Source organism: Burkholderia sp. BCC1977 (genome assembly GCF_905339595.1).
Taxonomy (GTDB): Bacteria; Pseudomonadota; Gammaproteobacteria; order Burkholderiales; family Burkholderiaceae; genus Burkholderia.
Genome location: NZ_CAJPGQ010000002.1, coordinates 288,246 through 313,895 on the forward strand (window position 1 = coordinate 288,246; position 25,650 = coordinate 313,895).

At 68.4% G+C, this 25,650-nt stretch carries 24 protein-coding genes; 18 read left to right on the plus strand and 6 right to left on the minus strand.

Going from position 1 to position 25,650, the window contains the following annotated elements:
- Positions 1-82: 82 nt before the first annotated feature.
- Positions 83-1,042 carry an LLM class oxidoreductase gene (locus U5771_RS03245; RefSeq protein WP_322022627.1) on the minus strand — a complete coding sequence of 320 codons (960 nt, stop codon included), beginning with the start codon at positions 1,040-1,042 and terminating at the stop codon, positions 83-85.
- A gap of 103 nt (positions 1,043-1,145) precedes the next feature.
- On the minus strand, positions 1,146-1,295 hold the full coding sequence (locus U5771_RS03250; protein WP_322022628.1) for a hypothetical protein: 150 nt from the start codon (positions 1,293-1,295) through the stop codon (positions 1,146-1,148).
- A 1,024-nt stretch (positions 1,296-2,319) separates the two neighbouring features.
- Here U5771_RS03250 and U5771_RS03255 point away from each other — a divergent pair.
- From U5771_RS03255 to U5771_RS03270, 4 genes are all read left to right on the plus strand, one after another.
- Positions 2,320-3,216 carry an NAD-dependent protein deacetylase gene (locus U5771_RS03255; protein WP_322022629.1) on the plus strand — a complete coding sequence of 299 codons (897 nt, stop codon included), beginning with the start codon at positions 2,320-2,322 and terminating at the stop codon, positions 3,214-3,216.
- Complete coding sequence (locus U5771_RS03260; protein ID WP_322022630.1) at positions 3,213-3,854, plus strand: DUF938 domain-containing protein; 642 nt, start codon at positions 3,213-3,215, stop codon at positions 3,852-3,854. Before U5771_RS03255 ends, U5771_RS03260 begins: the two co-directional genes overlap by 4 nt.
- A 97-nt stretch (positions 3,855-3,951) precedes the next feature.
- Positions 3,952-5,364, plus strand: a complete 1,413-nt coding sequence (gene gndA / locus U5771_RS03265) for an NADP-dependent phosphogluconate dehydrogenase (RefSeq protein ID WP_322022631.1) — start codon at positions 3,952-3,954, stop codon at positions 5,362-5,364.
- 200 nt (positions 5,365-5,564) lie between these two features.
- Positions 5,565-5,909: a DUF4148 domain-containing protein gene (locus U5771_RS03270; protein WP_322022632.1), complete on the plus strand. Its 345-nt coding sequence runs from the start codon at positions 5,565-5,567 to the stop codon at positions 5,907-5,909.
- 114 nt (positions 5,910-6,023) lie between these two features.
- Here U5771_RS03270 and U5771_RS03275 read toward each other — a convergent pair whose 3' ends face one another.
- The gene (locus U5771_RS03275; protein WP_322022633.1) at positions 6,024-6,341 is read right to left on the minus strand and encodes a hypothetical protein; all 318 of its coding nucleotides are present in this window, start codon (positions 6,339-6,341) and stop codon (positions 6,024-6,026) included.
- A gap of 416 nt (positions 6,342-6,757) precedes the next feature.
- On the opposite strand from U5771_RS03275, the gene U5771_RS03280 reads away from it, so the two are divergent.
- Positions 6,758-7,492 (plus strand): peptidoglycan DD-metalloendopeptidase family protein, encoded by a 735-nt coding sequence (locus tag U5771_RS03280; protein WP_322022634.1) that lies wholly within the window; start codon positions 6,758-6,760, stop codon positions 7,490-7,492.
- Positions 7,493-7,543: 51 nt separating this feature from the next.
- Here U5771_RS03280 and U5771_RS03285 read toward each other — a convergent pair whose 3' ends face one another.
- Positions 7,544-8,182: a Pr6Pr family membrane protein gene (locus tag U5771_RS03285; RefSeq protein WP_322022635.1), complete on the minus strand. Its 639-nt coding sequence runs from the start codon at positions 8,180-8,182 to the stop codon at positions 7,544-7,546.
- A gap of 231 nt (positions 8,183-8,413) precedes the next feature.
- On the opposite strand from U5771_RS03285, the gene U5771_RS03290 reads away from it, so the two are divergent.
- From U5771_RS03290 to U5771_RS03310, 5 genes are all read left to right on the plus strand, one after another.
- The gene (locus U5771_RS03290; protein ID WP_322022636.1) at positions 8,414-8,950 is read left to right on the plus strand and encodes a cytochrome b; all 537 of its coding nucleotides are present in this window, start codon (positions 8,414-8,416) and stop codon (positions 8,948-8,950) included.
- A 156-nt stretch (positions 8,951-9,106) separates the two neighbouring features.
- On the plus strand, positions 9,107-9,475 hold the full coding sequence (locus U5771_RS03295) for a DUF2946 domain-containing protein (RefSeq protein WP_322022637.1): 369 nt from the start codon (positions 9,107-9,109) through the stop codon (positions 9,473-9,475).
- An 83-nt stretch (positions 9,476-9,558) separates the two neighbouring features.
- Positions 9,559-11,688, plus strand: a complete 2,130-nt coding sequence (locus U5771_RS03300) for a TonB-dependent copper receptor (protein WP_322022638.1) — start codon at positions 9,559-9,561, stop codon at positions 11,686-11,688.
- A gap of 232 nt (positions 11,689-11,920) precedes the next feature.
- Positions 11,921-13,015, plus strand: a complete 1,095-nt coding sequence (locus U5771_RS03305; RefSeq protein WP_322022639.1) for a triacylglycerol lipase — start codon at positions 11,921-11,923, stop codon at positions 13,013-13,015.
- A 3-nt stretch (positions 13,016-13,018) separates the two neighbouring features.
- A complete protein-coding gene (locus U5771_RS03310) occupies positions 13,019-14,053 on the plus strand; it encodes a lipase secretion chaperone (protein ID WP_322022640.1) in 1,035 nt (344 codons plus the stop codon).
- A gap of 33 nt (positions 14,054-14,086) precedes the next feature.
- Here the strand turns inward: U5771_RS03310 and U5771_RS03315 are convergent, their stop codons facing one another.
- Positions 14,087-15,610 carry a PLP-dependent aminotransferase family protein gene (locus U5771_RS03315; RefSeq protein ID WP_322022641.1) on the minus strand — a complete coding sequence of 508 codons (1,524 nt, stop codon included), beginning with the start codon at positions 15,608-15,610 and terminating at the stop codon, positions 14,087-14,089.
- 108 nt (positions 15,611-15,718) lie between these two features.
- Between U5771_RS03315 and U5771_RS03320 the strand changes: the two genes are divergently transcribed.
- The 5 genes from U5771_RS03320 to U5771_RS03340 all read left to right on the plus strand — a co-directional run bounded on the left by U5771_RS03320 (position 15,719) and on the right by U5771_RS03340 (position 21,853).
- The gene (locus tag U5771_RS03320) at positions 15,719-16,813 is read left to right on the plus strand and encodes an ABC transporter ATP-binding protein (protein WP_322022642.1); all 1,095 of its coding nucleotides are present in this window, start codon (positions 15,719-15,721) and stop codon (positions 16,811-16,813) included.
- A 78-nt stretch (positions 16,814-16,891) separates the two neighbouring features.
- Positions 16,892-17,938, plus strand: a complete 1,047-nt coding sequence (locus tag U5771_RS03325; protein WP_124611791.1) for an ABC transporter substrate-binding protein — start codon at positions 16,892-16,894, stop codon at positions 17,936-17,938.
- Between the two features lie 99 nt (positions 17,939-18,037).
- Positions 18,038-19,303: an ABC transporter permease gene (locus U5771_RS03330; RefSeq protein ID WP_322022709.1), complete on the plus strand. Its 1,266-nt coding sequence runs from the start codon at positions 18,038-18,040 to the stop codon at positions 19,301-19,303.
- A gap of 37 nt (positions 19,304-19,340) precedes the next feature.
- Entirely contained in the window at positions 19,341-20,177 is an 837-nt protein-coding gene (locus U5771_RS03335; protein ID WP_322022643.1) for an ABC transporter permease, read from the plus strand.
- Positions 20,178-20,434: 257 nt separating this feature from the next.
- A complete protein-coding gene (locus U5771_RS03340; RefSeq protein ID WP_322022644.1) occupies positions 20,435-21,853 on the plus strand; it encodes an MFS transporter in 1,419 nt (472 codons plus the stop codon).
- A 70-nt stretch (positions 21,854-21,923) separates the two neighbouring features.
- Here U5771_RS03340 and U5771_RS03345 read toward each other — a convergent pair whose 3' ends face one another.
- Complete coding sequence (locus U5771_RS03345; RefSeq protein ID WP_322022645.1) at positions 21,924-23,663, minus strand: S53 family peptidase; 1,740 nt, start codon at positions 23,661-23,663, stop codon at positions 21,924-21,926.
- A gap of 704 nt (positions 23,664-24,367) precedes the next feature.
- On the opposite strand from U5771_RS03345, the gene U5771_RS03350 reads away from it, so the two are divergent.
- The 3 genes from U5771_RS03350 to U5771_RS03360 are packed head-to-tail and all read left to right on the plus strand — an operon-like array spanning position 24,368 to position 25,556.
- A complete protein-coding gene (locus U5771_RS03350; protein ID WP_322022646.1) occupies positions 24,368-24,691 on the plus strand; it encodes a metalloregulator ArsR/SmtB family transcription factor in 324 nt (107 codons plus the stop codon).
- Positions 24,688-25,119: an SRPBCC domain-containing protein gene (locus tag U5771_RS03355; protein ID WP_322022647.1), complete on the plus strand. Its 432-nt coding sequence runs from the start codon at positions 24,688-24,690 to the stop codon at positions 25,117-25,119. The genes U5771_RS03350 and U5771_RS03355 overlap by 4 nt, the downstream gene beginning before the upstream one ends.
- Complete coding sequence (locus U5771_RS03360; RefSeq protein ID WP_322022648.1) at positions 25,116-25,556, plus strand: DUF1801 domain-containing protein; 441 nt, start codon at positions 25,116-25,118, stop codon at positions 25,554-25,556. Before U5771_RS03355 ends, U5771_RS03360 begins: the two co-directional genes overlap by 4 nt.
- Positions 25,557-25,650 lie beyond the last annotated feature (94 nt).

A 25,650-nucleotide genomic window follows, 5' to 3' on the forward strand; every position in this document is an offset into this window, starting at 1 on the left:
AACGAAACGTGCTCCCTGGTGCATCGATCCGGTGCAAACCGGGGCTTCGGCTACATGCAGTGAATTCCGGATTCCTGATGAATCAGCCCTGCTCGTCGTGGAAGATCGGCAGTACGTGCTCGGCGATTTCCTCGATGACCTCGCGCACGGGCCGGTCCGAGCCGGGATTCAGCGTAACGTGGTGCGTGCCGGCTGCCCGCATGTCCCGCAGGATCTCGACGAGCGCATGCCGACCGGTCGCGTAGCCGAGCGACAGCGCGGTGGCCGGCGCATCGCGATTCGCATCGAGATCGAGCCGCATCGACACGCCGAACGCGCGAAAGCCCGGTTGCGCGAGCCGGTCGACGGCCGCGCGCCACATCGAATATCGGGAGCGCTGCGTGTCCGGATCGCGGTGGTACGTCATCCAGCCGATCGCGTTCCGTGCGATCCAGTCGACGCTTTGTCCACCGGAGCCGACCGCGAGCATCGGCACCGCGTCATCGCCGCGCGGCAGCAGCGTGAACTCGGGCGCGTCGGGCGGCGTTTCGTCGGGCAGCACGCGGGACGGCACGCCGAGCGCGGCCGCGACGATCTCCCAATGCCGGCGATACCGGTCGCGCCGCGTTTCCGCGTCGACGCCGAACGCCGCATATTCGGGCGGCCGGTCGCCGGAGCCGAGGCCGAGGAGGAAGCGTCCACCGGACAGCGTCGCGACCGACAGCGCGCCTTTCGCGATATGCAGCGGATGCCGCAGCGGCAACACGATCGCGCCGCTGGCAAGCACGATCCGGCGCGTGCGCGACGCGAGCGCGCCGAGCAGCACCCACGGATCGAGATGCCCGACCGGGTCGGGATAGTCGACGCTGTTCAGCGGCACGTCGCGAATCCACAGTGCGCGAAAGCCGAGCGAATCGGCCAGCGCCGCGAGTTCGAGCTGCTCGTTGAAATCCGCGACCGTATGGCCGCTGCGCAGCAGCGGCAGCGTCAGGCCGATCGACAGCCGCTCGGCCGAGAAGACGCGATGCGCGACGCCGGCGCGGTCGGAGGCGGGCAGGGTCATGTCCATTCCTTGAAGACGGGGCGAAGCGGGCGCGCGCCGTACCGTGACCGAATGCTAGCGTGTTTGCGCGACGCGTGCGACGCGCGGCGCGCGATCCGTGGCGTCATGCTCCGCCGCGCGAAACCGACGCGCTCCGCGACGCGTGATTGTCCGCTTCGCTGCTGTCGAGCGGCGTGCGGTAGCCGATATCCAGCCGGTCTCGCTCGGTGCGCATGCGTCGGGTGCGGATTGCGGCGCGGATCGACCAGGACACACGCAGGCTCGACGAGTGCGTTCGACCTTGCATGCGCGCCCAGGGGCGGGCGATCGTAAGCGGATCGTCGGCATCGTGCAGGGGCGAACGGCACGCCGCCGCGCGCGTCCCATTCCTGCAACACGGACGTTGCGCCGGCCGCCGTCGATCGCGCGGGCCGTTTCCCGTCGTTTCACTTTCGAAACGTTCGCGCGTATCTGTCGCCGCACGATCTGCATCGGGGTCACTTCACCGGCCGCGCGGCCTTGCGCCGCGAAGGATGGTGCGCTCCTTGCATGTCTGTGCGGGCCGTGAGCGCGATCGCCGGCGCGGTAGGGCCCGGCCATCGCTTCAGTAGGTCGGACGCATCGAAGACGGGGACAAGAGAATGAGAACAGACCGAATCGCAACGTGTCATGTTGCAAACATGAATCGCCGACCTGCCCGTGAATTCGCTTCGCCGTTGATTGCGGCGACATGAGCGTGCGGCTTTTCGTTCCATCCGATCAAATCGGGTTCGTTCTGAACGACGACGTGCACGCGTGACGCACGAGGCCGACCCGTGCCGGTCGGCCGTCGGGGATGACCCGCCGGTGCACGCGGATGGGCGACCATGACTTCCGGATCGTCATGCCGACGCGCGAAACACGGGCGCGCCGCCCGCGACGCATGCGTGTGCGTGCCGCACGCGGCGCCGCGCGGGGCATCGGCGAACCCGGGCCGGTCCGCACGGGCAGGCTGGCGGCGCGGCGATCCGCGCAAACATCAGGGCAACATCAACGCAACATCGGGAAATCGAAGGTGTAGTCCAGGGGAAAGGTCCGCCGGCGGCGCTGCGGCGGATCCGACGACATTGTGCTGTCAGTTGATCCACTACCCCGATGGATCAATTGTTGAAGCGCCCATCGCCATGTGGTCGATGGGCGTCTTTTTTGCTGCGCCGGTGTCGCGCGCGGACCGCCGGCCGGATCGCGCGGCGTTCTGTATCATGTGCTGGCGCGTTGGCCGCACGGCCTGCCACCGCGCCCGATCACGCGCCGCCAACATGAACGACATCGCCTTGCCCGACCCCTCATCCGCCAGCATCGATCCGGCCGCGCTCGATGCGCTGCACACGTTCGTCGAGCGCCATCCGCGGCTGCTCGTGCTGACCGGTGCGGGCATCAGCACGGATTCCGGCATTCCCGGCTATCGCGACCGGAACGGTCAATGGATGCGCTCGCCGCCGATCCAGCTCCATGAATTCCTCGGTTCCGACGCGGCGCGCCGCCGCTACTGGGCACGCAGCATGATCGGCTGGCCCGTGGTCGGCCGTGCGCAGCCGAACCGCTCGCACGTCGCGCTCGCGCGGCTCGGCGGCACCGGGCGGATCGAGCGCCTCGTCACGCAGAACGTCGACGGGCTGCACCAGCGTGCAGGCAGCGGCGACGTGATCGAACTGCATGGCGGCATCAACGGCGTCACGTGCCTCGACTGCGGCGCGCATCACGCGCGCGCGACGATCCAGACCGTACTCGAAACGGACAACCCCGAACTGCTCGGCGCGCAGGCGGAGCCCGCCGCCGACGGCGACGCGCACCTCGAATGGGCCGCGCTCGACACGTTCCGCATTCCGGCCTGCCCGGCCTGCGGCGGGCTGCTGAAGCCGGCCGTGGTGTTCTTCGGCGAGAACGTGCCGCGCGAGCGCGTCGCGCTGGCGTCGCAGGCGCTCGATGCGGCGGATGCGCTGCTCGTCGTCGGCTCGTCGTTGATGGTGTATTCCGGCTACCGGTTCTGCGTGTGGGCCCAGGCGCAGAACAAGCCCGTCGCCGCGCTGAACCTCGGCCATACGCGCGCCGATCCGATGCTGACGCTGAAGATCGAGGCGCGTTGCGCGCCCGCGCTCGACGCGCTGAACGCGCGGCTGGGCGTCGCGGGCAGCGCGCCGGAGCATGCAGCGTGACCGGGCCGACGTCTTCACCCGATCCGTCCGCGCGCCTGTCGGCGCCGGCGGCCGAGCGCAACCGCGCGCCGATCCTCGACGTGCTGCGCCGCGTGCTGCCGGCCAGCGGCAGCGTGCTCGAGATCGCGAGCGGCACCGGGCAGCATGCGGTCCATTTCGCGCAGGCGCTGCCGGCCCTGCGCTGGCAGCCGAGCGATCCCGACGCGCAGGCGCGCCGCTCGATCGCCGCGTGGGTCGCGCATGCCGGCCTCGCGAACCTGGCCGAGCCGCTGGCATTCGACGTGCGCGACGCGTCGTGGCCGGCCGCGGCGTTCGACGCGATCGTCTGCATCAACATGATTCACATCTCGCCGTGGGCCTGCACCGACGCGCTGTTCGCCGGCGCGTCGCGCGTGCTGCGCCCGGGTGGCGTGCTGTTCCTGTACGGCCCGTATCGCCGCGAAGGCCGGCACACGGCGCCGTCGAACGAAGCGTTCGACCAGCAGTTGCGCAGCCGCGACCCGTCGTGGGGCGTGCGCGATCTCGAGGCGGTCGTCGCGCTCGGCCTCGACCGCGGGCTCGACTGCATCGAGGTCGTCGAGATGCCGGCGAACAACCTGAGCGTCGTGTTCCGGCGCCTGCCGCACGCGGAGCAATGACACGCAAGCGCGCAGCGCGGCCGGGTTTCCACTATCCTTTCGCCTGTGCGCGCGGCCCGGTTCGGGTCGCGCCCCGTTTTTTCCGGAGAATTGACTAATGGGCAAACAAGCAATCGGTGTGATCGGGCTGGCGGTGATGGGCCGCAATCTCGCACTCAATATCGAGAGCCGCGGTTACGCGGTGTCGGTGTACAACCGCAGCCGCGAGAAAACCGACGAACTGATCGCCGAATTCCCCGGCCGCAATCTGGTGCCGACCCATACGCTCGAGGAATTCGTCGCGTCGCTCGAAACGCCGCGCCGGATCCTGATGATGGTGAAGGCGGGCGAAGCGACCGATGCGACGATCGCATCGCTCAAGCCGCTGCTCGAGAAGGGCGACGTGCTGATCGACGGCGGCAACACGCACTTCACGGACACGATCCGCCGCAACCAGGAGCTCGCGCAATCGGGCCTGCACTTCATCGGCACCGGCGTGTCGGGCGGCGAAGAGGGCGCGCTGCGCGGCCCGTCGATCATGCCCGGCGGCCAGCGCGACGCGTACGACCTGGTCGAGCCGATCCTCAAGCAGATCGCCGCGAAGGCACCGTCGGACGGCGAGCCGTGCGTCGCGTACATGGGGCCGGACGGTGCGGGCCACTACGTGAAGATGGTCCACAACGGCATCGAATACGGCGACATGCAGCTGATCGCCGAGAGCTATGCGGTGCTGAAGGACGTCGCGGGCCTGACCAACGACGAACTCGGCGCGGTGTACACCGAGTGGAACCAGGGCGAGCTCGACAGCTACCTGATCGAGATCACGTCGAAGATCTTCGGCAAGAAGGACGAAGAGACCGGCAAGCATCTCGTCGACGTGATCCTCGATCGCGCCGCGCAGAAGGGCACCGGCAAGTGGACGAGCCAGAACGCGCTCGACCTCGGCGTGCCGCTGCCGCTGATCACCGAGTCGGTGTTCGCGCGCGTGCTGTCGTCGCTGAAGACCGAGCGCGTCGCGGCCAGCAAGATCCTGTCGGGCCCGGCCGCCGCGCCGCTCGACGGCGATCGCGCCGCGTTCGTCGAAGCGGTGCGCCGCGCGCTGTACCTGAGCAAGGTGATCTCGTACGCGCAGGGCTTCGCGCAACTGCGCACGGCGTCCGAAGAGTACGGCTGGAACCTCGATCTCGGGACGATCGCGAAGATCTTCCGCGCGGGCTGCATCATCCGCGCGCGCTTCCTCCAGAAGATCACGGACGCGTACGCGAAGGATCCGGCGCTCGCGAACCTGCTGCTCGACCCGTACTTCAAGGACATCGCCGCGAACTACCAGGCGTCGCTGCGCGACGTCGTGGTGGCCGCGGTGAAGGCAGGCGTGCCGGTGCCGGCGTTCGCGTCGGCCGTCGCGTACTTCGACAGCTACCGTTCCGAGCGGCTGCCGGCGAACCTTGTGCAGGCGCAACGCGACTTCTTCGGCGCGCACACGTTCGAGCGTACCGACAAGCCGGGCAGCTTCCACGCGAACTGGTCGTAACCGGCGGGCGAGGACGGATTGTTGCGAAATTCTATTCTTTGAGTAGGGTTTTGGGTTCCCGGATTCCGGAATTGTTGGCTCCGGGGAAACAGTGTTTTCGTTCTTTCATGGTTTTCCCTAGGTGATCTCGGGACTAAACTTTGTTCAATCGCTGCAGACATGGTGTGTGCGGCGGAGCAAAAAAATCCCCGGAGGTAATCATGAAATCGCTGATCGCAACGTTCGCCGCAGCTGCCGTCCTCGCCGTTCCCGCCGTGTCGTTTGCCCAACAGAACGCGCCCGTCACCCGTGCGCAGGTGAAGGCCGAACTGGCCCAACTGCAACAGGCCGGCTACAAGCTGGGCAGCGACCGTACCGACTACCCGGCAGGCATCCAGGCAGCTGAAGCCCGCGTGAACCCGCAACAAAACGTCGCCGCTGCCGATACGAGCGGCTACGGCGCACAACCGGCCGCCCAGCAAGAGTCGGGCGCGCCGGCAGCCGCCAAGACCGGCTGGCAGGTCAAACGCGTGTCGGACGGCGCACCGATCTACAAGGGTCGTTAATCGTCATCGATGGTCGGCCGCATGCGCGGCCTGATCTGACCCCGCGCAGTACACGCAGCCCGTCGTTCCGCATCTCGGAACGACGGGCTGTTTTCATTGGCGGCACCCGCCGCGTCAGTGCAGCGGCCGCGGGCCGCGGCCGATGTCCCGGAACAGCGCGTCGGCCGGCTCCAGCGCCTGCAGCCACGCTTCGTCGTAGCCGCTCAGCGTGTCGAGCGCGTCGCGCAGCCGCTCGATCGCGAGCACCGGCAGCTCGACGCTGTGCCGGGTGTCGCTCAGGTGCGCGACGCTCGCCAGCTGAACGAGTGCGTCCGCGGCTTCGGCGACGTCCGTCGCGAACAGCAGGTGCCGGTTGAGCAGTTCGACGAGGCCGCTGGAGCCGGCGAAATCGTCGGCGTTGAGCTGCACGGACAGAAACGTCGCATTGTTCATGGTTTTCTCCTCGTTATCGCTGGATCGTGCGGTGCACCTCCGAGTATAGGAGGCGGCCGGCCGCGGGGCGGCGGTCATTGGCGCGACACGGCTGTCCGCCGCGGTACGGCCGGCCCGAAGTCAGCCGGACGCCCCGCGCGGCGCGGCCCGCGGCGCGCCGGTACCCGTCCGCGGCGCCGCAAGATTGTTGCCGGCCTGGGCGTCTGTCGCAGGCCTGACCACGACAAATGGTATCTTTGACGATCGGAATGACGCGAAAAAGGGGCCGGTGAGCCTGTTCGCGTCGACGTTCCGCTGTGGAAACTGACGGCCGCGAGAGCGGTCGGATACTGGTTGGTCCGGCCGTCCGGCCGGACATCGTGCGTCGCGCGCCGGAGGGCGGTGGGCGGCGCAACGACGCAAATCCGGGAGGACCCTTGAGAAAAACGATTCCGATCCACGATGCGCTGGCGCGCTGGTTGCCGCAGGCGGCGTTCGTCGCCGCGGCCGCCGCACTGACGGGCTGTACGATGACGCCGTGGACCGACAGCTGGCAGCCGGTACGGCCGTCGACGCCGGCGTCGGTCGCCACGCCGGGCGTGATCGCCGGCTATTACCGCGTGAATCCGGGCGACACGCTCGCCGGCGTCGCCGCCGCATACGGGCAGCGCGTGCAGGACGTGGCCAGCTGGAACCACATGTCGCCGAATGACGCCGTGTCGCCCGGCCAGGTGCTGCGCGTCGCGCCGCCGCCTGCCGCGACGTCGCTCGGGCAGCCGTCCGCGGCGGCCGCGCAACCCGGTTCGCTGGCATGGCCGGCCACGGGCATCGTCGCGGCGCCGTTTTCGGCCGGCAAGACGCGCGGCATCGTGATCGCCGCGTCGGGGCCCGACCGTTCGGTGCGGGCCGCGGCCAACGGGCGGGTGGTCTACGCCGGATCCGGAGTCAAGGCGTATGGCCCGCTCGTGATCCTGAAGCACGACAACGGGCTCATCACGGCCTACGGGCACAACGGCAGGCTGCTCGTCAACGAAGGCGACGCGGTGCGCGCGGGCCAGCCGGTCGCCGAGATGGGCACCGACGCGAGCGGCCGCGCGACGTTCGAGTTCGAAGTCCGGCAGAACGGCAAGGTCGTCGATCCGATGAACTTCCTGCCGCGCAACGGCGGCTGACGCGCCGTGTCACGACGTGTGCGCCGCGCGGCGGCGTACACGTTCCCGCCTTCATCTTTCCCCGAGCGTCGCGGTGCCGGATTGCCGCGCATGATTGCCGAGCCAGCGGATGCCCAGCGCGAGTCCCGCCGCGCCGAGCGCGATCAGCGAACAGTGGATCGCGACCGGCAGGTAGCCGTGCGGCCGCGGATCGACGAACGGGTAGGGATACCAGTTCTCCAGCGCGCCGCGCACGAGCGTATAGCCGAGATAGACGACCGGGAAGCCGAGCCACGCGAACGCGCTGCGCCACGGGATCGGCGAGCGCGGCTCCACGTACAGCCAGTCGCACAGCACCACGAGCGGCACGATCCGGTGCAGGACCCAGTTGTTGAGGGCCGGCGTGATGTGGCGCAGCGCATCGAGCCGTGCGAGCAGCAGTTCGTAGACGATCGCGGTGATCAGCACATAGAGCACGGCGGCGCCGCGCATCGATTCGTAGCGGACCGAGCCGGGGCGCGTGACGCGCGACAGCCCCGCGACCAGCATGGCCGCGGCATACAGGCTGCTCAGTTGGGTGAAGTAGCTGAGGTAGTTGCCGAGATGAAAGGCAGGCATGCCCCAGTAGTCGGCGACGCTGTGCAGCGTGGTGGACACGGCGAGCAACGCGGCGATCAGCCGGTAGGCCGCAACGAAGAACGCTTTGCTCATGATGCCCGTGCAACGCTGCACCAAAACTTCATCGTGCCACAGCCGCGGGCGCGCGCGATGCGGATTTTCCATATGGCGGGCCGCGAGGCGGGGCTGCGCGGATTCTTCGGATATTTGATCCGGTCGAGCAACGCCGGCTGCACGTGAGGCTACAATCGGGGCAGCCGCCGGGCACCGGCCAGCCGCGGCATGTGCCTGCCCCGCATACCCACGAGCAATACGAGACGAAGCATGAAAAACATCCTCGCGAAACAGACGCGCTACAGCTCGCCTGCGATCTTCTTCCACTGGGTCATCTTCCTGCTGGTGGCGCTGGCCTACCTGGCCATCGAGATTCGCGGACCGAAAGGCAGCGACAGTCGCGTGTTCTGGATGAACGTGCACCTGCTGGCCGGCTCGTTCGTGCTCGTGCTGTCGGTGCTGCGCGTGCTGTGGCGGATGATCAGCCGCGTGCCGGACCCAATTCCGCAGGCGGCGCTGCTCAAGTGGCTGTCGAAGCTCGCGCATGTCGCGCTGTATGCGTTCATCATCGGGCAGCCGCTGCTCGGCATCATGATGGTCAACCTGGGCGGCAAGCCCGTGTCGCTCGACTGGATCGGCGTGTCGTTCACGCTGTTCGGCCCCGACAAGGCGCTGCGGCCGACGATCAAGGAAGCGCACGAGCTGATCGGCAACGCGTTCTACTTCGTGATCGGCCTGCATGCGCTGGCCGCGCTTTACCACCACTTCATCCGGCGCGACGGCGTGCTGCGACGCATGGCGCCGTGATCGCCGCGTGCTGACGCCGCGCAGCAGCCGGGGGCGCATGGTTGTATTGACAACCATGCGCCCCCGGTTCGTTTACCGCGATGCGCGACTGGCCTTCGCGGCCAACATTCTGTAACATCTCGGCTGCTTTTACATTCCGCTTACGCACCGCCGCGCATGCTGCACCGACATCGTCACCTGACCGCCTGGCTCGGCGTGTTCGCGATCTGGCTCGCGATCGCGGCGCCGCTGGTGTCGCAGTGGCGCATCGCGCAGGCGGCCACCCCCGATGCGATCGTCTGCAGTGCCGAGCATGGCGCGCACCGTTCGCCCGATGCAGGCCACGCGCACGATCACGCGCTGCATCTCGATGCGTGCGGCTATTGCGGCTTCTTCGCGCACAGTCCCGCGATCGGCGGCGCGGCCGCCGCATCGTTCGCCTTCGTCCCCGCCCACACTGTTTCCGCCGCCGCGCCGCACGCCGTCGCGGCGCGCGCCGACCGCTATCCGCGCGCGTATCCACGCGCACCGCCCGAGCGCGCCTGACGCGCTGTCTTCCGCTTTTTTCATCGCCGATATCCGTGCGGCCCGTCGAGGCCGCGTGGAGGGCGTCACTCGGGCTTTCGATCATGACCATTCTTTCCTTGCGCGCGCCGAGGGCGGCGCGCCATTCCCGCGTGCGGCACGTGCCGCGCATGCTGAAACTCACCGTTCCCGCGCTGGCCGTCGGCGCGATGACCGCGGCGGCCGCGACCGAATCCGCGCGTGCGGCCGGTGCGCCGACGGACGACGCGGCCGTGCTGCTGCCGCCCGTCGAAGTCGTCGCAGCGCCGCTGACGACGCCGCTCGTCGTCGTCACGGATCCGAAGACGCCGCGCCAGCCGCTGCCGGCGAGCGACGGCGCGGACTACCTGAAGACGATTCCCGGCTTCACGTCGATCCGCAGCGGCGGGACGAACGGCGACCCCGTGCTGCGCGGGATGTTCGGTTCGCGGCTGAACATTCTCGCGAACGGGATGCCGACGCTCGGCGCGTGCCCGAACCGGATGGATGCGCCGACCTCGTATATCGCGCCGGAAAGCTATGACAAGGTGACGGTCGTGAAGGGCCCGCAGACCGTGCTGTACGGCCCCGGCGCATCGGCCGGCACCGTGCTGTTCGAACGCGTGACGCCGCGTTTCGAGCGCCCCGGCATGCGTTTCGACGGCAGCGTGGTCGGCGGATCGTTCGGCCGCAACGACCAGAACGTCGACGTGACGGCCGGCACGCCGGACGTCTACGGCCGCGTGACCGCGAATCACGCGCATGCGCAGGACTACAAGGACGGCAACGGCAACACCGTGCCGTCGCAATGGGACAAGTGGAACGCGGACGCGGCGCTCGGCTGGACGCCCGACGATCACACGCGCGTCGAGCTGACGGCGGGCACCGGTGACGGTTATGCGCGCTACGCGGGGCGCGGGATGGACGGCGCGCATTTCCGCCGCGAGACGTTCGGCCTGTCGTTCGACAAGCGGCATCTCGGCGACGTGCTCGACCGGATCGAGGCGCGCGTGTACTACAACGAAGCCGACCACGTGATGGACAACTATACGTTGCGGCAGCCCGACCCGACCAGCAGCATGCCGATGCGGATGGCGTTCGAGGTGCGGCGCCGCACGCTCGGCGCGCGGGCGGCGGCGACCTTCCGTTTCGGCGACGACTTCAAGCTCGTGACCGGCGTCGACGCGCAGTCGAACCGGCTCGACGCGCGCTCGGCGATGGGGCGGCAGAACTACGGCGACCAGCCGTGGGATGCGCAGGCGACGATGTGGAACGCGGGCGCGTTCGGCGAGCTGACGTGGTATGCGAGCGATGCGTCGCGCGTGATCGGCGGCGCGCGGGTCGACTACGCGAGCGCGCGCGACAAGCGCGCGACGACGCGCGGGATGATGGCGAGCAAGCCGAATCCGACCTTCGACGACGATCGCGCGCGCGTGCTGCCGAGCGGCTTCGTGCGCTACGAACGCGATCTCGTGTCGCTGCCGGTCACGTGGTACGCGGGGATCGGCCACGCGGAACGCTATCCCGATTACTGGGAGTTGTTCTCCGCGAAGCGCGGGCCGGCCGGGTCGATCAACGCATTCTCGGCGGTGCAGCCGGAGAAGACCACGCAGCTCGACATCGGCGCGCAGTACAAGGGCGACCGGTTCGATGCATGGGTGTCGGCCTACGCGGGATATGTGCAGGACTACATCCTGTTCAACTACGCGGCCGGAATGATGGGCCCGACCACCCAGGCGACCAACGTCAACGCGCAGATCATGGGCGGCGAAGCCGGCGTGTCGTGGCGGCCGGTCGCGCCGCTGCGCGTCGAGACCTCGCTCGCCTATGCGTGGGGGCGCAACGCGACGAGCGGCGATCCGCTGCCGCAGATGCCGCCGCTCGAGGCGCGTTTCGGGCTCGAGTACACGCGCGGTGCATGGTCGGCCGGCGGGTTGTGGCGGGTCGTTGCGCCGCAGCATCGCTATGCGCTGAACGAGGGCAACGTGGTCGGCAAGGACTTCGGTCCGAGCGCGGGATTCGGCGTGCTGTCGCTGCACGCGCAGTACAACGTCAGCAAGAAGGTGCAGGTCTCGATCGGCGTCGACAACCTGCTGGACAAGGCCTACACCGAGCACCTGAACCTCGCCGGCAACGCGGGCTTCGGCTATCCGGCGAACGCGCCGGTGATGGAGCCGGGGCGCACGGCATGGGTGCGCGTGAGCGCGAAGCTGTAACGCGCGGCACGCGTGTGCGATGCAGCATGCGCGCGTGTGAACGCAGCCCCCGCCCGAACGGGCGGGGCGAGTCAACCGATTAGAGAACCGTATCTAGTCAGGGCGCAAACGTTCGCGACTCGTGATTCACTCCCGCATTCGACGCACACGCTGCCCGCGACCGTTCGCGGCTTGTCGTGCGCGTCGATCCGATCTCATTCGTACCGGCAGCACAATAATCAGGAGAACAAGCATGGCCAGATCGATGCGTTCCAGGGTGGTGGCAGGGGCAGTGGCTTGCGCGATGAGCGTCGCGCCATTCGCGGGGACGACCGCGGTGATGACGCTCGCGACGGCGCACGCGGCGGTGGCGGCAACCGCGCCGGCGGACAACTACGCGGCGACGCGTTATCCGATCATCCTGGTGCACGGGCTCACCGGTACCGACAAGTACGCGGGCGTGCTCGAGTACTGGTACGGCATCCAGGAGGACCTGCAGCAGCACGGTGCGACCGTCTACGTCGCGAACCTGTCGGGGTTCCAGAGCGACGACGGGCCGAACGGGCGCGGCGAACAGCTGCTCGCTTACGTGAAGACGGTGCTTGCCGCGACCGGCGCGACCAGGGTGAACCTGGTCGGCCACAGCCAGGGCGGCCTCACGTCGCGCTATGTCGCGGCCGTCGCGCCCGATCTCGTCGCGTCGGTGACGACAATCGGCACGCCGCATCGCGGCTCGGAGTTCGCCGATTTCGTGCAGGGCGTGCTCGCCTACGATCCGACCGGACTGTCGTCGTCGGTGATCGCCGCGTTCGTCAATGTATTCGGCATCCTGACGAGCAGCAGCAACAACACGAACCAGGACGCGCTCGCCGCACTGAAGACGCTGACGACTGCCCAGGCCGCCACGTACAACCAGAACTATCCGAGTGCGGGCCTCGGCGCGCCGGGCAGTTGCCAGACGGGGGCGCCGACGGAGACCGTCGGCGGCAATACGCACCTGCTGTATTCGTGGGCCGGCACGGCGATCCAGCCGACCATTTCCGCATTCGGCGTCACGGGCACGACGGACACCAGCACGCTTCCGCTGATCGACCCGGCGAACGCGCTCGACCCGTCGACGCTGGCGTTGTTCGGCACCGGCACGGTGATGATCAATCGCGGCTTGGGCCAGAACGACGGGCTCGTGTCGAAGTGCAGCGCGCTGTACGGGAAGGTGCTGGGCACGAGCTACAAGTGGAACCATCTCGACGAGGTCAACCAGTTGCTCGGCGTGCGTGGTGCCCATGCGGAAGATCCGGTCGCTGTGATCCGCACGCATGCGAACCGGCTGCAGCTCGCGGGCGTGTGATCGATGACGGCACGTGAAGGACGCGCGCCGCTCGCGCGGCGCGTGGCGGTCTACGGCGCGGTGGGGCTGGCGGCGATCGCCGGCGTCGCGATCTGGAGCGGTGCGGTATCGCATCGCGGCGCCGACGCGGCGCGCACGTCGGCCGACGCGGCGGCGCTCGGCGGCGCGAGCGCCGTGCCGCCGCAGGCGGCGTTGCCGGCGAGCGCGGGCCTGCCGCCGCCGCTCGCCGGTTCCAGTGCGCCGCGGCTGCCGCTCGATGCCGGCGGTCATCTCGCGAAGTCGCGCGCGGTGCGCGATTTCTTCGACTACTGCCTGACCGCGCAGAGCGAACTGAGCGCGGCCGCGCTCGATGCGCTCGTCGTGCGCGAGATCGCCGCCCAGCTCGACGGCACGGTGGCACAGCCCGAGGCGCTCGACGTCTGGCATCGATACCGCGCGTATCTCGACGCGCTCGCGAAGCTGCCGGAGGCGGGGGCGGTCGACAAGTCCGATCTCGGCGCGCTGCAGCTCGCGCTGGACCAGCGCGCGTCGATCGCGTACCGGACGCTCGGCGACTGGAGCCAGCCGTTCTTCGGCGCCGAGCAGTGGCGGCAGCGCTACGATCTCGCGCGGCTGAAGATTGCGCAGGACCGCACGCTGACGGATGCGCAGAAGGCGGAGCGGCTCGCGGCGCTCGTGCAGCAGATGCCGGCCGACGAACGCGTGGCACAGCAGAAGGCCGACCGGCAGCGGGCCGCGATCGACCAGATCGCGCAGTTGCAGAAGAGCGGGGCGACGCCAGATTCGATGCGCGCGCAACTGACGCAGACGCTCGGCCCCGAAGCCGCCGCGCGCGTCGCGCAGATGCAGCAGGACGATGCGTCGTGGCAGAGCCGCTACGCCGACTATGCGGCGCAGCGCGCGCAGATCGACACGGCCGGATTGTCGCCGCAGGATCGCGACGCGCAGATCGCCGCGCTGCGGCAACGCACGTTCACGAAGCCCGGCGAAGCGGTGCGCGCGGCGTCGCTCGACCGCGGCGCGACGGCCGCGCAGTAATGCAGGCAAGCACGCACGCGATCACGCGCACGCTCATGCCGCGCGCGTGAAGTGCCGCGGCAGATGCTGTTCGATGGTTGCCGCGAGCGTGTCGAACGCGGGGCCGATGCCTTCGTGCGCGACGCACGCATAGCCGAGCAGCAGCCCGCGCCGCGCGGTGTCCAGGCTGCTGTAGTAGCTGGTCAGCGGACGCACGATCACGCCCGCGTCGAATGCGCTTTGCGTGACCGCGCGATCGTCGCACGTGTCGGGCAGGCCGAGCACCAGATGCAGGCCGGCCTCGTCGCCCATCACGGGCAGCGCGTCGCCGAAGCGCGCATGGATCGCATCGATCAGCAATTGCCGGCGCTCGCCGTACAGCGTGCGCATCCGCCTGACGTGCGAAGTCAGGTGCCCGTCCATGATGAATTCGGCGAGCACGGCCTGCTGCATCAGCTGGCCCTCGCGATACAGCTCCGACAGCCCGGTGCGGAACGTGTCGACCAGATGCTCGGGCACGACCATGTAGCCCATCCGCAGGCCCGGGAACAGCATCTTGCCGAGGCTGCCGACGTAGATCACGCGGCCGCCGTCGTCGAGCCCCTGCAGCGACGCGAGCGGGCGGCTGCCGTAGCGGAATTCGCTGTCGTAGTCGTCCTCGATGATCCAGCAGCGGTGCTGGCGTGCGTACTCGAGCAGCATCCGGCGCCGCGCGAGGCTCATCACCATCCCGAGCGGATACTGGTGCGACGGCGTGACGAGCACGAGCCGCGGCGGATGCTGCATGTCGCTCGCGCTCGGATCGATGCCTTCCTGGTCGACCGGCACCGGCGTGAGCGCGAGGCCGGTCGCCTGCAGCACGCTGCGCACGCCCCAGTAGCACGGCTCCTCGACCCACGCGCGATCGCCGATGTCGGACAGCAGCCGCACCGCGAGATCGATCGACTGGTGGATGCCGGTCGTGATGATCACCTGGTCCGGCGAGCATTTGACCGAGCGCGCGACGCGCAGGTAGTCGGCGAGCGCGCGGCGCAGCGGCCGGTAGCCGCCGCCCGGCGCATAGGTCAGCAACTCGGGATTCGCTTCCTTCCACAGCCGCGCCTGCAGGCGGCTCCAGGTGCGGCTCGGGAATTCCGATACGTCCGGCACGCCCGGCATGAACGCGCCCCACTGGCGCCGCGACACGCCCGCGTGCTCGATCAACTGCCGGCCGCGCATCGACAGGCCGCCCTGGGCGTCCTGCTGCGGCGCCGCACCGACACCGGACGGCGGCGGCGCGGCGCCCGGCACGCGAATCGCGGCGGCGTCCGGGCGCGTGTCGGCCACGTAGGTACCGCTGCCGGTCGTCGTCAGAACATAGCCTTCGGCGGTCAACTGATCGTACACATGCAGCACGGTATTGCGTGCGATCGACAGGTCGGCCGCCAGCGTGCGCGAACTCGGCAGCTTTGTTCCTGGCCCCAATTCCCCGGTGAGGATGGCCTGCTGCATCTGTTGCAGCAGTTGCCGGTACATCGGCTCGGACGAGCTGCGGTCGAGTCGGGCGGAGAGCCAGTCGGCGAGAATCACGGTATCCAAAGTGGTTCTACTTGGAATATTGAAATGGTTCCCTAGTATAGAACCGTACGCACCGTATAGTGGTTTGCATCTCAAAAACGTTTGTCGCGCAGCAAGGGGACAGCCACGATGAAGTCCGATGATGTGATCGTCAGCTTTCGCGGCGTGCGGAAGACCTACGACGGGGAGACGCTGGTCGTCAAATCGCTCGACCTCGACATCCACCGAGGGGAATTCCTGACGCTGCTCGGGCCGTCCGGCTCGGGCAAGACCACCTGCCTGATGATGCTGGCGGGCTTCGAGTTCCCGACGGGCGGCGAGATCCGTCTCGACGGCGAACTGCTGAACACCGTGCCGCCGCACAAGCGCAACATCGGCATGGTGTTCCAGAACTACGCGCTGTTTCCGCACCTGACGGTCGAGCAGAACGTCGCGTATCCGCTGACGGTGCGCAAGCTGGCGGCCGCCGAGCGCGCGGAGCGCGTCGCGCATGCGCTGAAGATGGTGCAGATGGAGCGCTTCGCGAAGCGCTATCCGGCGCAGTTGTCGGGCGGCCAGCAGCAGCGTATCGCGCTCGCGCGTGCCCTCGTGTTCGAGCCGAAGCTCGTGCTGATGGACGAGCCGCTCGGCGCGCTCGACAAGCAGTTGCGCGAACACATGCAGTACGAACTGAAGGCGCTGCACGAGAAGCTCGGCGTGACCTTCGTGTACGTGACGCACGACCAGGGCGAGGCGCTGACGATGTCCGATCGGGTGGCCGTGTTCGACAAGGGCATCGTGCAGCAGCTCGATACCGTCGACCGCCTGTACGAATCGCCGTGCAACGAATTCGTCGCGAACTTCATCGGCGACAGCAACCGGCTGCGCGGCACCATCGCGCGCGTCGACGGCGAATTCTGCGAATTCCGGCTGGACGACGGCACGCAGCTCGTCGGGCGCCGCATCGGCGACGTGGCCGAAGGCGCGCCGGCCGTCGCGTGCATCCGTCCCGAACGCATGAGCCTCGCGAACGGGCACATGAACGGCGGCACCGCCAACCGCGTGACCGGCGAGGCGCGCAGCCTCATCTATTTCGGCGATCACGTGCGCATGCGCTGTGCGCTGCCGGGCCAGGACGAATGCTTCGTGAAGGTGCCGCTCGGCACGGGCGCGCTCGACGCGTTCTCGCCCGGCGCGCCGGTATCGCTCGCATTCGCGCCCGAGCACCTGCGCGTGTTCGCCTGATCCATCTTTTCCACGAGTTTCCGCAGCACGTCGTCAACAACAACTGCCCACTTCCACCACGAGAGGAGAGGAACCACCATGAACGGAGCAAGCTCTACCGCGCGTCGTACCGCGCTCGCACTGGCGCTCGCCGTCGTCGGCGCATCGGCCACGGCGGCCGAACTCACGGTCGTCAACTTCGGCGGCGCGAACGGCGACGCGCAGAAGGCCGCCTTCAACCAGCCGTTCGAGAAGGCGACCGGCAACAAGGTCACGGCCGTCGAATACAACGGCGAGCAGGCGAAAGTGAAGGCGATGGTCGAGGCCAAGCACGTCAACTGGGACGTGGTCGAGGTCGAATCGGGCGACCTGAACCGTGGCTGCGACGAGGGGCTTTACGAGAAGCTCGACTGGTCGAAGATCGCGAAGAAGTCCGACCTGATTCCGGAATCGCCGCAGGTGTGCGGCGTCGGCTTCTTCGTGTGGTCGACCGCGCTGTCGTACAACGCGGACAAGCTGAAGACCGCGCCGACCGGCTGGGCCGATTTCTGGAACGTGAAGAAATTCCCCGGCAAGCGCGGCATGCGCAAGGGCGCGCGCTACAACCTCGAGTTCGCGCTGATGGCCGACGGCGTCGCGACCAAGGACGTGTACAAGGTGCTCGGCACGAAGGCCGGCCAGGATCGCGCGTTCAAGAAGCTCGACGAATTGAAGCCGTACATTCAGTGGTGGGAAGCGGGTGCGCAGCCGCCGCAGTTCCTCGTGGCCGGCGACGTCGTGATGTCGACCGCGTACAACGGCCGCATCGATGCCGCGCAGAAGGAAGGCAAGAACCTGAAGGTCGTGTGGAACGGCAGCATCTACGACCTCGACTACTGGGCGATTCCGAAGGGCTCGCCGAACAAGGCGCTGGCCGAGCAGTACATCGCGTACACGCTGACGCCGAAGCCGCAGCAAGGGTATGCGCAGCACATCGCGTACGGCCCCGCGAACGTCGCGGCGATCAAGTCGCTCGACGCGAAGACGCTCGCGAACCTGCCGAACTCGCCGGCCAACGGCAAGAACGCGGTGCTGGAGGACATCGGCTTCTGGACCGACCACAGCGACGAGCTCGAGCAGCGCTTCGCCGCGTGGGCGACGAAGTAACCGGACAGGTGTCCTGATGCAACCTGCCGCGCGGCGCATGGAACGCGTCGCGCGGCATTCCGCCGGATCGAGCCCGGCCGGAGAGAACCGTTGAACACGATGACGATCGCTCCTTCCTCGCCGTCGACAGCCGCGCTCAAGCGCGAACTGAAGGCCGCCGAGGCCCGCAAGCGCACGATGGCGTTGCTGCTGATCGCGCCGCTCGCGATTTTCCTGATGCTCATCTTCGTCGTGCCGATCGGCACGCTGCTCACGCGCGCGGTGCAGAACCCGGAGATCGCGACCGCGCTGCCGAACACGGTGGCCGCGCTGTCGGGCTGGGACCGCAAGACACCGCCGGCCGATGCCGCGTATGTCGCGCTCGCGGCCGACATGACGAAGGTCGCCGACAGCGAGGCGATGGGCGCGCTCGCGCGGCGCCTGAACACCGAGATTCCCGGCTACCGCTCGCTCGTCGCGAAGACGGCGCGCGCAATGCCGCTGAAGGGCGAGGAGGGCGCGGGCGATGCGCCGCTGACGCCCGCGCAAACGCGCGCGAAGCTGATCGACCTCGACGCGCGCTGGGGCGACGTTGCGTACTGGCAGTCGATCGCGAAGAACGGCAGCCAGGTGTCGCCGTTCTACCTGCTCGCCGCGCTCGACCACAAGCAGGACGGCTTCGGCCAGATCGTGCGGGCCGATCCCGACCAGTCGATCTATCTGGCGATCTTCGGCCGCACGTTCGTGATCGGCGTCGCGGTCACGCTGTTCGCGCTGCTGCTCGGCTATCCGCTCGCGTACTGGATCTCGACGCTGTCGGAGCGCCGCGCGAACCTCGTGATGATCCTCGTGCTGATTCCGTTCTGGACCTCGGTGCTGGTGCGCGTCGCCGCGTGGATCGTGCTGCTGCAGAGCGAGGGGCTGATCAACACGGCGCTGATCGGCGCCGGGCTGATCTCGCATCCGCTGACGCTGCTGTTCAACCGCGTCGGCGTGTATATCTCGATGACGCACATCCTGCTGCCGTTCATGATCCTGCCGCTGTACAGCGTGATGAAGTCGATCCCGCCGACCTACCAGCGCGCGGCCGTGTCGCTCGGCAGCCATCCGTTCGCCGCGTTCTGGCGCGTGTACGTGCCGCAGACCTATCCGGGCGTCGGCGCCGGCGCGCTGCTCGTGTTCATCCTCGCGATCGGCTACTACATCACGCCCGCGCTGCTCGGCGGGCCGAACGACCAGATGGTCAGCTACTACGTCGCGTACTTCACGAACGTGACGATCAACTGGGGCATGGCGTGCGCGCTCGGCGGGCTGCTGCTCGCGGCGACGCTGGTGCTGTATGCGGTGTACGGGCGCTTCACGCGCACCAACGTGAGCCTCGGCTGAGCGCCGGGCACAGGGAAACGGGAAGGGGAAGCCGACCATGAAACTCGCCAGGCCGCTGTTCGCGCCGCACATGTCGTTCGTCGAGCGCGCGTGGTACGTCGCGTTGCGCGTGCTCGTCGTGCTGACGCTGCTGTACCTGATCCTGCCGGTGCTCGCGATCGTGCCGCTGTCGTTTTCGTCGAGCACGTTCCTCGTCTATCCGATCCCGGGCTTCTCGACGCGCTGGTACGAGCACCTGATCGCGTCGGACGAGTGGCGGATGGCCGCGAAGAACAGCTTCATCGTCGCGCCGTCGGCGACCGTCGTCGCGACCGTGCTCGGCACGCTCGCCGCGATCGGCCTGACGAAGGCGGATTTCCGCGGCAAGGGGCTCCTGATGGCCGTGCTGCTGTCGCCGATGATCGTGCCGGTCGTCGTGGTCGGCGTCGGCATGTACCTGTTCTTCGCGCCGCTCGGGCTCGCGAACACCTACACGGGGCTGATCGCCGCGCACGCGGCGCTCGGCGTGCCGTTCGTCGTGACGACGGTGGCCGCGACGCTGCAGGGCTTCAACCAGAACCTGGTGCGTGCGAGCCTGTCGCTCGGCGCGAACCCCGTCACGACGTTCTTCCGCGTGACGCTGCCGGTGATCGCGCCGGGCGTGATGTCGGGTGCGCTGTTTGCATTCGCGACGTCGTTCGACGAAGTCGTCGTCACGCTGTTCCTCGCGGGCGCGGACCAGACGACGCTGCCGCGCCAGATGTTCACCGGGATCCGCGAGAACATCAGCCCGACAATCGCCGCGCTCGCGACGATCCTGATCATCTTTTCGACGAGCCTGCTGCTCGCGCTCGAATGGCTGCGCGGACGTAACGCGCGACGTGCGGTGTCGTGACGGCGCCAGGACGCGCGTCGTTCGGCAAACCCCCGGGCCACCGATCGTTGCGTCCTCAACGATGCCGCGCACCCGACGCGGCGCACCGAAGCTTTCGTTTCGCTGACTGACGACGCAGTTGCCTGCACGTTCGATGCGGCTCTGCAACAATACGGCTCGCGGTGCCGCGCGTTCCGTTGCTGTCGCACGCACGGAGCGCCCGGTGCCGCGCCGCTCAATCCGCGACGCCGCGCGTCGCTCGTCAGCCGAGCTTCATCTTGTCCGAATTCGCATCCCCCGCCGGCACCCGGGAGCCGGCCGTCAACTGGCGCGCGATGTCCGCCGTGCTGCTGGCCGTCGCGCTCGCGACGCTCGATACGGCCATCGCGAACACCGCGCTGCCCGCGATCGCCGCCGACCTGCACGCGTCGCCGGCCGCGTCGGTGTGGATCATCAACGCCTACCAGCTCGCGATGGTCGCGACGCTGCTGCCGTTCGCGTCGCTCGGCGACATCGTCGGGCACAAGCGCGTGTATGTCGCGGGCCTCGCGGTGTTCACGCTCGCGTCGCTCGGCTGCTCGCTCGCGGCGACGCTGCCGCAGCTGACGGCGGCGCGGATCGTGCAGGGCTTCGGCGCGAGCGCGATCATGAGCGTGAACGTCGCGCTGATCCGCAACCTGTTTCCCGCGCACCGGCTCGGGCGCGGCGTCGGCTTCAACGCGCTCGTCGTCGGCGTGTCGTTCGCGGTGGGGCCGACGATCGCGTCGCTGATCCTGTCGGTGGCCGCATGGCCGTGGCTGTTCGCGGTAAACGTGCCGCTCGGCGTGCTCGCGCTTGCCGTGGCGATTCCGTCGCTGCCGCAGACGGCGCGCGGCAAGCATGCGTTCGATCCGCTCGCCGCACTGTTCAACGTGATCACGTTCGCATCGCTGATCTTCGCGCTCGGCGAATTCGCGCAGCGCGGGCCGCTGTCCATCGTGTTCGCGGCCGCCGCGGTCGCGCTCGCGTTCGGCTGGCTGCTGATCCGTCGCCAGGCCGGGCATCCGGCGCCGATGCTGCCGGTCGACCTGTTCCGCCGGCCCGTGTTCACGCTGTCCGCGCTGACGGCCGTGTGCGCGTTTGCCGCGCAGGGGCTCGCGTTCGTGTCGCTGCCGTTCTACTTCGAAACCGTCCTGCACCGCAGTGCGGTCGAGACCGGTTTCCTGATGACGCCGTGGTCGGCGATCGTCGCGCTCGCCGCGCCGATCGCGGGCCGGTTGTCCGACCGTTATCCGCCCGGATTGCTCGGTGCGATCGGGCTGGCGCTGCTGAGCGCGGGGATGGTGTCGCTCGCCGCGTTGCCCGCGGCGCCGAACGTCTTCGACATCGGCTGGCGGATGATGCTGTGCGGCGCGGGCTTCGGCTTTTTCCAGTCGCCGAACCTGAAGGCGCTGATGTCGAGCGCGCCGCCCGAGCGCAGCGGCGGCGCGAGCGGAATCATCGCGACCGCGCGGCTGATCGGACAGGCGACCGGCGCGGCGCTCGTCGCGCTGTCGTTCGGGATCGCCGGACGTCACGGGCCGACGCTCGCGTTGATGCTCGGGGCCGGGTTTGCCGGCGCCGCGAGCGTCGCGAGCGGGCTGCGGCTCTTCGCGCCGTCGCACCGGGCCGGCGCGCCGGTCGTGTCGACGCCGGCGAAGGAGCAGGCGACGGAGTAGGGTCGCGGTTCGAACGTTCGTCGTCCGGCGCGCGGCGAACGACTGCCGCGCGCCGGCCTTCGCATCACACTCAGAACCCGCCCGTCTGGATCAGCTTGTTGAGATTCGCGATGTTCAGGCTGCCGAAGCCGGTCGTCGGATCCCAGCCGGTGCCTGCGTTGTAGCCATATCCCTGATAGCCGTTGTTCCCCGACACGACGTCGTAGCGCACGAGCGACGGGTTCGACGGAAGGTCCGCATAGAACTTGCCCGCCGGGAAGCCGAGGCCGGTGCCGTTCGCCGCGAGCAGGCGCGCCCAGAAGCCGGTGAAGATCGGCGCGGCGAGGCTCGTGCCGCCGATCTGCTGCAGCTGGCCGTAGTTGTAGATGTACGCACCGGTGCTTTGCGCGGCATCGAACGACACGTCGGGCAACTGGCGATTGCTGCCGGACTGCCAGGCCGGCGCCGGCAGCACCGTGCTGACGCCGCCGCCCGTCGCCCACAGCTTGCCGTTGCTGTCGAGGCCTTCGTTCCACACCGTTTCGTTCGAGAATCCGCCTGCCGACGTGGTGTACAGCGTCGTGCCGCCGATCGCGAGCACGTGCGGCGACGCGGCCGGCCACGACACCGTGTAGTTCGCGCCGTCTGGATAGCCGCGGTTGTTGCACTCGTACACGCCTTCGTCACCCGACGACACCGAGAACGTCTGGCCTTGCGCGGCAGCCGTCGTGAAGATCTGCTCTTCGGCGTCGATCGTGCCGTCCGCGTTGGCGTCGGTCTCGCACCAGCCGAGCGACACGTTGATCACCTTCGCGGTGTTGTCCGACACCGCGCGGTTGAACGCCTGCGTGAGCCCCGTGTTGCCGGCGGCGTTCAGGTCCGCCATGTAGAACGTGAGCTTGCCGACCTGGCCGCCGGCCGAGCCGACGATCGACTGGCTGTCGAGATCCCATTCGCCCTGGCCGTCCTGGTCGTCGCTGTAGCTGCCGGTCGTGCCGGTGCCGTTGGTCTTGACGGTCTGGGTCGTGACCGTGCCGTAGCCGTTGCTCGACGTGAACTGCTTCAGGTCCTGCAGCGTCTGCGCGACGCCGCCGATCGTGATGATGCCGACGGTCACGCCGGCCGCGGTCGGCACGCCGGTCGCGTTGTAGAGGCCCGGGAATTCCTTCGGATAATGGCCGGTGGCCGTGCCGGCCGCGAGCGCCTGCGGCTTCGCGACGTTGCCGATGCGCAGCATCGGCCGAGCGCGTGCGACGTTCTGCAGCCCGAGCACCGAGCCGACGACGTCGCCGAGCGCATGCGGCACCTGCGCGGTCGACGCGTTCGCGAAGCCCGAGCGGCCGGCGTACTCGAAGTGCACGAGCGACGTGTTGAACGCGGTCTTCACCGTGCCGGCCGTGCCGCGTGCGGACACCAGCAGCCGGTTCGGCGCGACCTCGATATTCACGAAGCCGCTCTTGCGCAGATAGTCGACGACCGACTTCACCTGGGCCTCGGTCGGCGCGTAGCTGGCGAGGAACTGCGCGTGCGTCAGGTACTGGCGGTAATGCGCGTTGCCGGGCCGGTTCACGTCGTGCGCGAGCTGCTTGAGCTGCGCGGCGTTGCGCAGCTTCAGGCTGACGACGATGTCGGTCGTTTCGCCGGCCGCGAGTTCGAGCGACGGGGCGGCGCTGCGCGCCATCCATTGCGGGCCGGTCAGAAAGGCTTTCGTGTGAGTGTCGACCCAGTCCGTCGTCGCATGCGCCGCGCCGGCGGCGAGCACGAGCGGCCACGCGCACGCGAGGCGGCGGGGCGACGGAAGGGGAAAGGCAAACCAGGCGTTCCTTTTCATCGGGAGTCCTTTTTAGGAGAGACGACGTGGGTGGAACCCCCGGCCCTTGTGGGGCCGCGAGCGGTGACGAGCGTAGGGCGTCGGTGCCGTTCAGGTAGCTGCCAGTTTCCATAGCTGTCAGTTCTGACATCGGCGTGCTCGCGTGCATGCACCGGGCCGTTCATGCGCGCAACAGCGCGTCACGGCGAACGGAACCGGTTCGCGGCACGATCGCGCGGCGGTCCACGACGTTTGCACGCACGACGCGTTCGTTGCGGTATCGGAATACGCGCGATGGCGGAGTGAATCGCCGCACGAGCGCGTCGCCTGCGATCGGGCGTGGACGCGTCGCGCGTCGCACTATGTGGTCAGGCGTCGCCGCGGGGCCCGCGCGACGAGGTCCGGATGCGCGGATGCACAAAAACGGGGCCAGTCGATCGCGAGCGCTTCCCGCACTGTGGAACAGCGCGTTGCCGAGTCTTGCAGCGTGCTTTCGATACGCGGGGCGGGCGAGCGGATTAGAGGAAAGGCTCGAATTCGGGCGACGGCGCCGGCTCGGCGCTCGCTCGATGGCCTTTGCACGCCGGTTCGCCGCCGTTCGGCCCGCTCCGGCGAACCGGCACGCCGCGGGATCGAATGCCGTCGCCCGCGAAATTCCGCCTTGACGCGTACGGTTCGGCGGCTATCCTTCAATCCATAACCAACGGGTTATGAATTTGAACGACATGCAAAACGCTCACGACATGCTTTTCAGGACGCTTGCCGATCCCACGCGCCGCGCGCTCTTCGAGCGGCTGTGCGAGGAGGGCGAGCTGACGGTTGCCGCGCTGACGGCCCATGCGGGCGTGTCGCAGCCGGCGGTATCGAAGCATCTGGGCGTACTGAAGCAGGCCGGGCTCGTGAGCGACCGTCACGCAGGCCGGCAGACGCACTACCGCGCGCAGCCGCAGGCGCTCACCCCGCTGATCGACTGGACCAGCCAGATGGCCGGCTTCTGGCAGAACCGGTTCGACGCTCTCGAAGATCTGCTCAAGAGGATGGATCAATGAACCAGGCCACTACCGAAACGCGTACCGTCGTCGTCGAACGGGAACTGTCGCATTCGCCGGAGAAGATCTGGCGCGCGCTCACACAACCGCACCTGATCGAGGCGTGGCTGATGAAGAGCGACTTCGAGCCTGTCGCGGGCCGCGCGTTCAGCTTCCGCGCGGATTGGGGGGCGGTCGACTGCACGGTGCTGACGATCGAGCCGCAGCGCGTGTTGTCCTATAGCTGGGCCGCCTATGGCCTCGAAAGCGTCGTCACCTGGACGCTCACGCCGACGCCGCGCGGCACGCTGTTGCGGATGGAGCAGGCCGGCTTCCGCACGGATCAGGAGCAGGCATACCGCGGCGCGCAGCACGGGTGGGCGCGGTTCTTCGCGTCGCTCGAACAGGTGCTGGCGCGTCCCGATGAAGTCCAGGAGGCCCGGACATGAGCACATCGGAGCTGGAGCCGTCGGCCCGCATCGACGCGCTGATCGCGGGAATCGCCGACTGGCGTGGCAAGACGTTCGCGGATCTGCGCGAGACGATCCTCGCCGCCGCCGACGGCATCGTCGAGGAATGGAAATGGATGGGCAGCCCCGTGTGGTCGTGCGACGGGATGATCGCGGTCGCGAACGCGCACAAGGGCAAGGTGAAGCTGACGTTCATGCACGGCGCGAAATTGCCCGATCCCGACCAGCTGTTCAACGACGGTCTCGATGGCAATGCGCGGCGTGCGATCGATTTCTTCGAAGGCGACAAGATCGACAAGCGGGCGTTGAAGAACCTCGTGCGCGCGGCGATCGAATACAACCGAACGCATCTGAAGAAGAACGCGCGATCGGGTTCCTCCGCGGGCGCGAAGGTACGAAGTAGCAAGGCGGCGTGACGCGCGAGCCGGATACCGGCCGGTGACGTCCAGCGAAAGCGGGGCGCCGCCGTGCGGTCGTCGCGACTACGCCCGCCGGCCCACGGACGAAAAA

Coding starts and splice junctions, on each gene's coding strand:
- U5771_RS03245 (WP_322022627.1), bottom strand. CDS start 1,042: ATGACCCTGCCCGCCTCCGACCGCGCCGGCGTCGCGCATCGCGTCTTC.
- U5771_RS03275 (WP_322022633.1), bottom strand. CDS start 6,341: ATGAACAATGCGACGTTTCTGTCCGTGCAGCTCAACGCCGACGATTTC.
- gndA (WP_322022631.1), top strand. CDS start 3,952: ATGGGCAAACAAGCAATCGGTGTGATCGGGCTGGCGGTGATGGGCCGC.
- U5771_RS03335 (WP_322022643.1), top strand. CDS start 19,341: ATGAAACTCGCCAGGCCGCTGTTCGCGCCGCACATGTCGTTCGTCGAG.
- U5771_RS03325 (WP_124611791.1), top strand. CDS start 16,892: ATGAACGGAGCAAGCTCTACCGCGCGTCGTACCGCGCTCGCACTGGCG.
- U5771_RS03255 (WP_322022629.1), top strand. CDS start 2,320: ATGAACGACATCGCCTTGCCCGACCCCTCATCCGCCAGCATCGATCCG.
- U5771_RS03350 (WP_322022646.1), top strand. CDS start 24,368: ATGCAAAACGCTCACGACATGCTTTTCAGGACGCTTGCCGATCCCACG.
- U5771_RS03345 (WP_322022645.1), bottom strand. CDS start 23,663: ATGAAAAGGAACGCCTGGTTTGCCTTTCCCCTTCCGTCGCCCCGCCGC.
- U5771_RS03285 (WP_322022635.1), bottom strand. CDS start 8,182: ATGAGCAAAGCGTTCTTCGTTGCGGCCTACCGGCTGATCGCCGCGTTG.
- U5771_RS03310 (WP_322022640.1), top strand. CDS start 13,019: ATGACGGCACGTGAAGGACGCGCGCCGCTCGCGCGGCGCGTGGCGGTC.
- U5771_RS03290 (WP_322022636.1), top strand. CDS start 8,414: ATGAAAAACATCCTCGCGAAACAGACGCGCTACAGCTCGCCTGCGATC.
- U5771_RS03320 (WP_322022642.1), top strand. CDS start 15,719: ATGAAGTCCGATGATGTGATCGTCAGCTTTCGCGGCGTGCGGAAGACC.
- U5771_RS03295 (WP_322022637.1), top strand. CDS start 9,107: ATGCTGCACCGACATCGTCACCTGACCGCCTGGCTCGGCGTGTTCGCG.
- U5771_RS03305 (WP_322022639.1), top strand. CDS start 11,921: ATGGCCAGATCGATGCGTTCCAGGGTGGTGGCAGGGGCAGTGGCTTGC.
- U5771_RS03330 (WP_322022709.1), top strand. CDS start 18,038: ATGACGATCGCTCCTTCCTCGCCGTCGACAGCCGCGCTCAAGCGCGAA.
- U5771_RS03300 (WP_322022638.1), top strand. CDS start 9,559: ATGACCATTCTTTCCTTGCGCGCGCCGAGGGCGGCGCGCCATTCCCGC.
- U5771_RS03355 (WP_322022647.1), top strand. CDS start 24,688: ATGAACCAGGCCACTACCGAAACGCGTACCGTCGTCGTCGAACGGGAA.
- U5771_RS03270 (WP_322022632.1), top strand. CDS start 5,565: ATGAAATCGCTGATCGCAACGTTCGCCGCAGCTGCCGTCCTCGCCGTT.
- U5771_RS03360 (WP_322022648.1), top strand. CDS start 25,116: ATGAGCACATCGGAGCTGGAGCCGTCGGCCCGCATCGACGCGCTGATC.